This window comes from Mesorhizobium sp. M7A.F.Ca.US.014.04.1.1, assembly GCF_003998745.1.
Taxonomy (GTDB): Bacteria; Pseudomonadota; Alphaproteobacteria; order Rhizobiales; family Rhizobiaceae; genus Mesorhizobium; species Mesorhizobium ciceri.
Map to the genome: position 1 here is coordinate 1 of NZ_RZRW01000223.1, position 8,935 is coordinate 8,935.

At 59.1% G+C, this 8,935-nt stretch carries 7 protein-coding genes and 3 pseudogenes; 9 read left to right on the plus strand and 1 reads right to left on the minus strand.

Features of this window, described 5'->3' with window-relative positions; translation table 11 throughout:
* From EOA22_RS38120 to EOA22_RS39545, 7 genes and pseudogenes are all read left to right on the plus strand, one after another.
* Nucleotides 1-220: hypothetical protein (locus tag EOA22_RS38120; RefSeq protein ID WP_206521289.1), on the plus strand; the 220-nt coding region annotated here is incomplete at its 5' end.
* 33 nt (nt 221-253) lie between these two features.
* On the plus strand, nt 254-1,732 hold the full coding sequence (locus tag EOA22_RS16425; protein WP_063169326.1) for an NAD-dependent succinate-semialdehyde dehydrogenase: 1,479 nt from the start codon (nt 254-256) through the stop codon (nt 1,730-1,732).
* 13 nt (nt 1,733-1,745) lie between these two features.
* Nucleotides 1,746-3,149: an aspartate aminotransferase family protein gene (locus EOA22_RS16430; RefSeq protein ID WP_063169325.1), complete on the plus strand. Its 1,404-nt coding sequence runs from the start codon at nt 1,746-1,748 to the stop codon at nt 3,147-3,149.
* A 145-nt stretch (nt 3,150-3,294) separates the two neighbouring features.
* On the plus strand, nt 3,295-4,188 hold the full coding sequence (locus EOA22_RS16435) for a polysaccharide deacetylase (RefSeq protein WP_224570030.1): 894 nt from the start codon (nt 3,295-3,297) through the stop codon (nt 4,186-4,188).
* Between the two features lie 739 nt (nt 4,189-4,927).
* On the plus strand, nt 4,928-5,125 hold the full coding sequence (locus tag EOA22_RS39535) for an SDR family oxidoreductase (RefSeq protein ID WP_063169323.1): 198 nt from the start codon (nt 4,928-4,930) through the stop codon (nt 5,123-5,125).
* A 27-nt stretch (nt 5,126-5,152) separates the two neighbouring features.
* Nucleotides 5,153-5,434, plus strand: a pseudogene (locus EOA22_RS39540) (SDR family NAD(P)-dependent oxidoreductase); the annotation flags it as partial.
* Nucleotides 5,422-5,628, plus strand: a complete 207-nt coding sequence (locus tag EOA22_RS39545; protein ID WP_199489648.1) for an SDR family oxidoreductase — start codon at nt 5,422-5,424, stop codon at nt 5,626-5,628. The pseudogene EOA22_RS39540 and the gene EOA22_RS39545, both read left to right, overlap by 13 nt.
* A 400-nt stretch (nt 5,629-6,028) precedes the next feature.
* On the opposite strand, the pseudogene EOA22_RS38885 reads toward EOA22_RS39545, so the two are convergent.
* Nucleotides 6,029-6,195, minus strand: a pseudogene (locus EOA22_RS38885) (IS21 family transposase); the annotation flags it as partial.
* Between the two features lie 581 nt (nt 6,196-6,776).
* Here EOA22_RS38885 and EOA22_RS16455 point away from each other — a divergent pair.
* Entirely contained in the window at nt 6,777-8,432 is a 1,656-nt protein-coding gene (locus tag EOA22_RS16455) for an MFS transporter (protein ID WP_063169321.1), read from the plus strand.
* 269 nt (nt 8,433-8,701) lie between these two features.
* Nucleotides 8,702-8,890 (plus strand): annotated as a pseudogene (locus EOA22_RS38145) (IS110 family transposase); the annotation flags it as partial.
* Nucleotides 8,891-8,935 lie beyond the last annotated feature (45 nt).

Genomic DNA, 8,935 nt, shown 5'->3' on the forward strand with positions numbered 1-8,935 from the left:
CACGAGGCAGGATCGGGAACTCGGGATCGGGAGATCGGCGCTGGAACCAACTACTTTCCGCGCCGCCGGCGACCAGCGCGACCTTCGCTCGCGGTCGCTAAGCCTCCTGGCAAGTGAAGTTGTGAGCCGTGTCCAATTCTACGCGAATTGGCTGCTGTTTGCAGGAATGCAGCTAAAGGGGCATCAACTGCGCTGCCGATCGGCGCTGTGGCAGCAATAACCTAAAGGCATCAGCATACCATTGGAGTCTTAGATGAGGGGTACGTCAATCACGGCATTACGCAGGCTCAAACGGCCAGACCTTTTGCGTGGTGATGCGTATCTGAACGGCGCCTGGCTCTCCAAATCAGATACTCTTGCCGTGTTTGATCCTGCCAGCGGTGACGAGATCGCTCAAGTTGCGGCTTGCGCAGACGCCGACGTTGACGACGCGGTCCATTGCGCAAGAGCAGCGTTCCTCAAGTGGCGCGACATGCTTCCGTTACAGCGTGGTGCATATCTGCGGAAATGGGCGGCAGGCATGCGGGAGAGCGCCGAAGACCTGGCTGTCATCATAACGGCCGAGCAAGGAAAACCGATTGCTGAAGCCCGCGGCGAAGTTTCATACGCTGCCGGCTTTTTAGATTGGTTTGCAGGGGAAGGGGAGCGGGCTTACGGCGAAACGATTCCCAGCCATCTCCCCGCAAGCAGGCTGGCCGTGCATTTGCAGCCGATCGGGGTGACTGTCGCCATTACGCCATGGAACTTCCCAGCGGCAATGATCACCAGAAAGGCTGGAGCTGCACTGGCCGCTGGCTGCACAATGATTGTAAAGCCGGCACCCGAAACGCCACTGTCGGCCCTCGCGCTTGCCCGCCTTGCCGGGGATGCTGGCATTCCGCCCGGCGTGTTTCAGGTGATCACGGGCGAAGCTCCGCCACTTGCCAAACGGCTGTTGTTGCATACCCACGTGCGTGCGTTCTCTTTTACGGGCTCCACCGAGGTCGGCAGAATCCTTCTCGAGCAATCCGCGAAGACAGTGAAGAAAGTCTCGCTCGAACTTGGCGGCAATGCTCCTTTCATCCTTTTCGGCGATGCGCCGATCAACGCTGCGGTCGCCGGTTGCATGGCAGCCAAGTTCGCGACATCCGGTCAGGACTGTCTCGCGGCAAACCGGATTTATGTGCAGCGAGAGATTTACGAGCATTTTACGGAAAAATTTGCCGAGGCCACCAGTAAACTAAAGGTCGGGCACGGATTGGAGCCAGGTGTCGACATCGGTCCGATGACAAAGACGTCTGGTGCTGACAAATGCAGGCACCAGGTTTCTGAGGCTCTAGCAGCCGGGGCTCGAATGGTAGCAGGCGCACAGCACAATTCGCTTGGCGGGAACTTCGTCACGCCGGCCGTGCTTGCTAATGTGACCGATGACATGGTGATTGCGAAGGACGAAACGTTTGGACCTGTCGCTGCAATCCTGCCCTTCGACGACGAACGGGAGGTGGTCGCGCGAGCCAACAATTCCGAGATGGGACTTGCGGCCTACGTCTATACCCAAGATCTCAACCGAGCCATGCGGCTCTCCGACCGGCTCGAATATGGCATGGTTGCCGTGAATACTCCAAAATTTACGGGGCCGGGCATTCCGTTCGGCGGCTGGAAACAATCCGGCCTTGGTCGCGAGGGCTCAAGGCACGGTCTTATCGAATATCTCGAACCCAAATACCTCTGCATCGGCAACATCGCGGCCTGAAAGGAAGCATTCAATGACCATCAACATCAAAGAGATCACCGAAAAGGACCGCAACTCGGTCTTGCATCCTTTCACTCAGCTTAAAGATTTCGCCACTGGCAAGCTCGGCGACCCAACGATCGTGGTGACAGGGAAGGGGATCCGCATCCAGGACGCGCATGGCAACCAATTTATCGATGGCTTTGCCGGCCTATACTGCGTCAATGTCGGGTATGGCCGCACGGAAGTCGCCGATGCGATCTCGCGTCAGGCCTATCGCTTGGCGTATTACCACTCCTATGCGGCGCACACGACCGACGAGCTTGCGATCCTCTCCGATCGCCTTGTGAAGATGGCGCCGGGCAAGATGAGCAAGGTGTTCTATGGCATGTCCGGCTCGGATGCGAACGAGACCCAGGCCAAGCTTGTTTGGTACTACAACAACCTGCGTGGCAAGCCGACCAAAAAGAAGATCATCTCCCGTGAACGCGGCTATCACGGCTGCAGCGTCGTGTCGGGCTCGATGACGGGCATGAGCTTTTATCACGACCACATGGACCTGCCACTTCCGCAGATTGTTCACACGGGTGTTCCACATCATTACTGGGGCGCAACCCCGGGCGAAACCGAGCGCGAATTCTCCGCTCGCCGCGCCGCCGAGCTTGATCAGTTGATCGAGCGGCTCGGCCCGGACAACGTCGGCGCCTTCATTGGCGAGCCCGTCCTCGGCACAGGTGGTATCACGCCTCCGCCGGAAGGCTATTGGGAAGCGGTACAGACGGTCCTCAAAAAACATGATGTGCTGCTGATTGCCGATGAAGTGATCACAGGGTTCGGCCGCACCGGTTCCATGTTCGGCTCACAGCACTATGGCATCGAGCCAGACCTCATCACGATCGCTAAAGGTTTGACGTCGGCCTACTTCCCGCTTTCAGCGGCAATCGTCGGTGAGAAGGTGTATAAAGTCCTGGAGGATGGAGCCGACAAGGTCGGGGCATTCTCGCACGGCTACACCTACTCTGGTCATCCGATCGGCGCCGCCGCGGCCAACGCGGTCCTCGATATTGTCGAGAAAGAAGACCTCCCCGGCAATGCGCGTGACGTCGGCGCGTTTTTCCAGGCGCAGTTGCAGGAGAGGTTCGCGCAGTTGCCGATCGTCGGCGAAGTGCGGGGCGTCGGTCTTATGGGCGCAATCGAGTTCGTTGCCGATCGCGACAATCGGAAGCGTTTCGATCCGGCGCTCAAGGTAGGTGCGCGAATCTCGAAGGCCGCCCGTGACCGTGGTCTTATCGCTCGGGCCATGCCGCACGGGGACATTTTGGGCTTTGCTCCGCCGCTGGTTACAACCAAAGCTGAGGCGGAGGAGATTGTTGCAATCGCAGAAAGCGCCGTGCGCTCGGTTATGGATGAGCTTGTTCGCGAGAGTGAGAAAATCTGAATGAGTTGGGCCATCTTGTCGTAATCAAGGCGCAAACTCAAGCGACGGCCTGATCGGCTTGCGGGGCTGCCAGCTGAGCTGGTGCCGCGTTCCGCTCATTGAGTTTTCGGCGGAATTCAATGCAGACACTGCTCAGGAGGAACTGGTGGCCAATTCGACCGCACTCAATCCCTGGGAATGGCCTGAAAGCCATTGGCGGCGGCGCATCAACAAAGTCAGAGCGGGCAAGGCACTAAGACCAATGTGGCCCGGCGGTAAACGCTGTGCCTTCGCCATCTCGTTCGACGTCGATCATGAGTCGAACGAATTGCGCAGGGGAGGGCGATCGCTAAGCAGATTATCCTGGGGTCAGTACGGGAGCCGACGAGGGATGCCTCGGGCTTTGGAACTCTTGAGAAAGTACGACGTTCCGGCGAGTTTTTTCGTTCCCGCTGTGATCGCTCAGTTGTATCCAGACGAGCAACGCGCAGTTGTCGATGAAGGCCATGAAATTGGCATGCACGGCTGGATACACGAGCTAAACTCGGAACTGAGCGCAGAGAGCGAGCGCTCTTTAATGATGAGGAGTGCCGACACTCTTGAAAAAATCACTTCCAAACGCCCGACGGGAATTCGAACGCCTTCCTGGGATTTTTCCGACGCAACTCTACGGATCATACGTGAAACCGGATTGACATACGACTCATCCCTTATGGCCGATGATAGTTGCTATGAGCTGCTGGAAGACGAGGAACCCACGGGAGTGATTGAAATACCGGTCGAATGGATTCGAGACGATGCCACTTATCTTTGGATGAGTCCCGATGGGTCTTCACGGCCAGATTTATCAGTCGACGACGTGCTTTCTGTATTTATTCGGGAGTTCGAAGGGGCCTATCAAGATGCCGATTTATTTCAGCTGACTCTGCATCCACACGTCATTGGATATCGCTCACGGATCTGGATCGTAGAAGAATTAATTCGACGCGCCAAAGCAAAGGGTGACGTTTGGTTCGCCACACATCATCAGGTCGCCGAGCGTGCGTCCTCATGTCTCTGAAAACTCTCAGACAGGAACGCCGGTAGAGTGCGGTGTTCTTGGGGCGGCGCAAGCCGTCCTGCGCCTCGACCGTTGCGGCGGTCACCAATGGATTTGGAATGACGCGGATCATCCGCTGTCCGGTATTCGCTTTCAGAGCGGGTACAGTGGGAGTTCTTATCTTGGAGGAGGACTACAATCTTGATTGACACGACCTTTGCCGGAAAAACGGTGCTGATTACCGGCGGGTGGCGCGCTTGGCCCGGCCAGTGCCAAACTGCTGGCGGCGGGTGGAGCGGATTTGGTGTTGGCTGACCTGTCGCAAGAGGCTCTGGACCAAACTCTGGCCGCCTGTCCTGGTGCCCGTTGAGTTGTCTGCGACGTGACCGATCCGGCGATGCTGGAAGGGCTGGTCGACCTCGCCCGCGAGAGCTTTGGCCGGCCGGTTGAGGGCTTGGTCGCGGCCGCTGGCATTACGGTGCGATGAAGCGGCTGATAGACGTGAAGGGTACGAAGCCATGTTCAGCTTCAACGTCGGGGCCATTTGGCGAATCTGCAAGCTGCATCCCGCAGATGCGCGAGCTTGGCCGCGGATCGGTGGTGCTCTTCAGCTCGACTGCTGGTCTGCAGGCCTCGAAGGACGTGCCGATCTATTCGGTGACCAAGGCGGCGGTTGTGATGATGACTCGCACGCTGGCGCTGAACCACGCGGCAGAAATATCCGCGCAAACTGTGTCTGCCCCGGAACCATCGCCAGCCGTTGGCCGAGGCCGGCGTCGCCTTCGCCCGGGGAGAAGCGGCACAGGTCGAGCGCCGGACGAAGATCATCGCTGCGCATCCGATGGGCCGAATGGGGTTGCCGTCCGAGGTGGCGACAGCTGTCGGCTATCTGCTGGACGATGCGGCGGGCTTCACCATCGGCGCCGCGCTTACGGTCGACGGAGGCAGCCTTGCCTAAGCTCCGGTCAGAAACACTGTCGTCGTCACCGGCGCGGCGCGCGGGATCGGTGCCGCAACAGCGGCGTGGCTTGGCTCGGAAGAGGCGTGGGTGTTGCTAGTGGATGTTCTGGATAAAGTGCACGACACAGCTGCGGGCCTTGGCCAGACGGCGCTCGTCTGCGATCTGGCCATGCCCGACGCCGCAGGGCGGGTTCTGGCCGCCTTGGATGCCGCAAGGATCGAGACGCTCGACGTCCTCGTGAACAATGCCGGCATTGGCGGTTCGAAGTCGCTCGCCGATACTGACGATGCCTTTTGTTCCCGCTGATCGATATCAACTTGCGTGCAGTCATCAGCCTGACCCGCGAGTTGCGGCCGCGGATGCGCCAGCCGGGCGGGCGGATCATTAATGTCAGCTCGATCCTCGGGCTTACGGGCTATCCCGGAACGGTAGGCTATTCGGTGGCCAAGGCCGGGATCGCGTATCTCACGCTCCAGCAGGCCGGCGAGCAGGGCCTGTAGGGTATAACCGTGAATGCGGTGGCGCCCGGCGTGGTCCCCACCGACATGACTCGAGCGCTGCACGTACGCAGCTACCAACGCCTGATGGTCGCGCCAATCCGCTCGAGCGCGTCTCCTCGCCGGAGGAGCAGGCGGCGGTGATCGCCTTCCTGCTTCGGACGACGCGTTCTACGTCTCGGGCGCAGTGATCCCCGTCGACGGCGGCTCCCGCCTGTCACAGTAGAGAAGAATAGCGCAATTTAAGCCTATACACAGGATGGCCCTGCAATTCCCGGATGCAGACCGACTCTGCCGGTAACCGGTTCCGGTGGTCGATCCTGTTAGCGGCGCCATTACCCGGCGCACATTTGATCGCGGTGGTGGGCAAGTTGAATTTACCCTTCGCGCGCTTCCCAGCGATCAATATGGCAGTGTCGTACTGCTCGGTCATTGTCGCAACGGTCGCGTTCAGCGTCGGCGCGAACCACAGCGCCTTGGCCACACCAGGTTGTAGCAGACGGATCGCCTCAGTGACCCGCCGAAGAAGCTGAGGCCGTCAATCCAGTCGGGCAGCTTTTGAGTCAGAGTTGGCAAAGGCTGCTCGAACTGAACGACTGTTGAGGAAAGCCTTTGCAGGCGCGGCGGGCGCGAGCACCGCGGGGAGCCGCAAAAAGGCACGCGGAGAGCTCTGCTGAGGCTGCAGTCAACTCAGCGTCCTTGGGAGCATATTGAAGTAGTATTTGCCCATCTCTCCCTGTTATGGCGATTTGAGAAGCAAAAAGCCCGTTCAGCGTTTAGCTTGGAGAATGTGCCCACTGCACTGCTCGCCCGCGAATCACCGATATTATGCAGATTTAGGAGCTCGACGCCGATCTCCTGCATTTGTTGGCGAGGATTGCTGGAAGAGTACCCATTCAATGCACTAAAATCCTGGAGTGGTCTGATCCTCATATTGTAAGTGTAGGCTGGCCTGATGCGGCTGGTTCCAAGTCTTCACAAAGGTTCCAACTACGCCTCCTCCCAAGGCGCATCGGCCCGGCAGCGAGTTCAATCTCCTGCCGGGCGTTGTAACTATTTGCGCACATTGGCCGATTCGGACCTTCAACGGGTTGGGCGGCTGCTGGCTGTCGGAGCAATGTAAAACTGGCTCATAGGCAAGAGTTAGATTGATGAGCAGTCTTGCGGACCAAGTCGCCGATCCAAATTCGCCAGGAGCATTTGCGCCCCTCAGAAATCCGAGCTTTCGTTCAATCTGGTTCGCCACGCAGGTCAGCTCGCTCGGCTGGTTGATGCAGACTGTTGCCATCAGCTGGCTGATGGCTACGATTTCGACTTCCGATCTGATGGTCGCGCTGGTTCAGGCTTCTTCAAACCTGCCAGCGTTCATCTTATCCGTCTTCGCCGGGGCCTTGGCTGATAATTTCAGCCGGCGCCGGGTCATGTTCGCCGGCCGGTGCCTTATGGTATTGGCATCTGCGATGCTGACGGCTTTTGTGGTGCTGGGCTTTGTCGATCCGTGGATGATCCTCGGCTTCAGCTTCTTGATCGCATGCGGCGGCGCTCTCCACGATCCAGCCTGGCAGGCCTCGGTTGGCGATATGGTGAACCGACGCGACGTTCCCGCCGCCGTCACGCTCCTCTCCGTTGGCTTCAACACTGTTCGGACCGTAGGCCCGGCGCTCGGTGGCATAGTAGTTGCCTCTTTTGGGCTGATGACGGCTTTCGCCGTAACCAGTCTTACCTATCTGGTCCCTTTGGTAACCATATGGCGCTGCAAGTGGATGGTTCGCTCATCACCTCTCCCACGTGAGTCGATGAGGACGGCGATCTATGACGGGCTACGCTTCACGGCGATGTCGTCGGAGATTAAGACGGCGATCACTCGCGGAACCCTCTTTGGTCTGGCGAGCATCGCCATTCTCGCGCTGCTGCCGCTGGTTGTCCGCGACCAGCTGGGAGGCGGACCGCTCGCCTATGGCACGCTCATGGCCGGATTCGGGACAGGCGCCGTCTTCGCCGGCATCTCGAACAGCGTGTTCAGACGGAGCTTGTCACAAGAGCGGCTGATGACGCTCGCATGCGTCGCCTGCGCGGCATGCTCCCTTTCGCTTGCGCTGACTTCTTCGATTGCAGTGGCGGCAATTGCACTCGCCATGGGTGGCGCGGGCTGGGTCACCGCCTGGTCCGGGGTCGGCGTGACCGTGCAACTGGCAAGCCCGCGCTGGGTCGTGGGGCGCACCATCTCGATTTACTATGCATTGATCGATGGCGGCATCGCAGCGGGCAGTTGGGTGTGGGGCACGGTGGCCCAGAACCATTCACTGACCTTGGCACTGGAGGGCTCCGCTGGAGCCCTTCTGCTGGTCGCCGCCACGGGCCTCCTGTTTCCCCTTCGCGAGCGCCGCGAATCCGATCCAGATGCTTTGGAGGACTTCGACGCACCGGCAGTCGCCCTCAATCTCAAGCCAAGAAGCGGTCCCATCGTGGTCAAAGTCGAGTACCTAGTGCCCGAGGAAAATCGCGAAGCATTCCTGGAACTCATGCGGGCGCGCCGGCATGTGCACAGTCGCGTCGGCGCTCGTCATTGGACTCTCCAGCGCAACCTTCAGGAGCCTATGCAATGGATAGAGACATTCCGCACGCCGACCTGGACCGACTACCTTCGCCTGAACCATCGTCTCACGGAAGCAGACAAGGAATTGGGTAAACAAGTGCTGAAATTGCATGCAGGACAGCTTCCGCCTAAAATCATGCTTTTTATCGAGCGACCAACAAGCTCGGCCCTAAAGTCCGATGAATCAGCACGTTATTTTCTCCGACACTGACTCTTCGAGGTTAACCCCTTGTATCTGCACGCAGAGGACTTTGTGCGATGGAAGCGACTGAGCCTCGAACCGGATGGCCATCCGGTTCGAAGCAAGGCGAAGTCGCCCGACACCCCTCCGGCCACAACCGTGGGTGAGCCTGGGATCTTCGCCTTCGTCACGTACGACCGAATAGTCGCTTGGCTCCAATCGCACGCACAAGGCAGGTTACCGTGAACAAGACTATCTGTGGAGTGGATGTTTCGAAAGACTGGCTCGATACCCATGTCGTGCCGAGCGGAGCGGCGGGCCGCTTTCGCAACGATGCGGCAGGCATAGCCGAGCTTGCTGCCTGGTGTTAGGTCAATGGTGTCGAGCTCGTCGTCATGGAGGCCAGTGGCGGCTACGAACGGCTTCCCTTCCTGCTGTCGTGGGAGTTGGGAGTAGCCTGCGGCATGGCCAATGCGAGGAGCGTACGCTGATTCGCCGAGGCGATGGGCTTCCTGGCGAAGACCGACAGGATC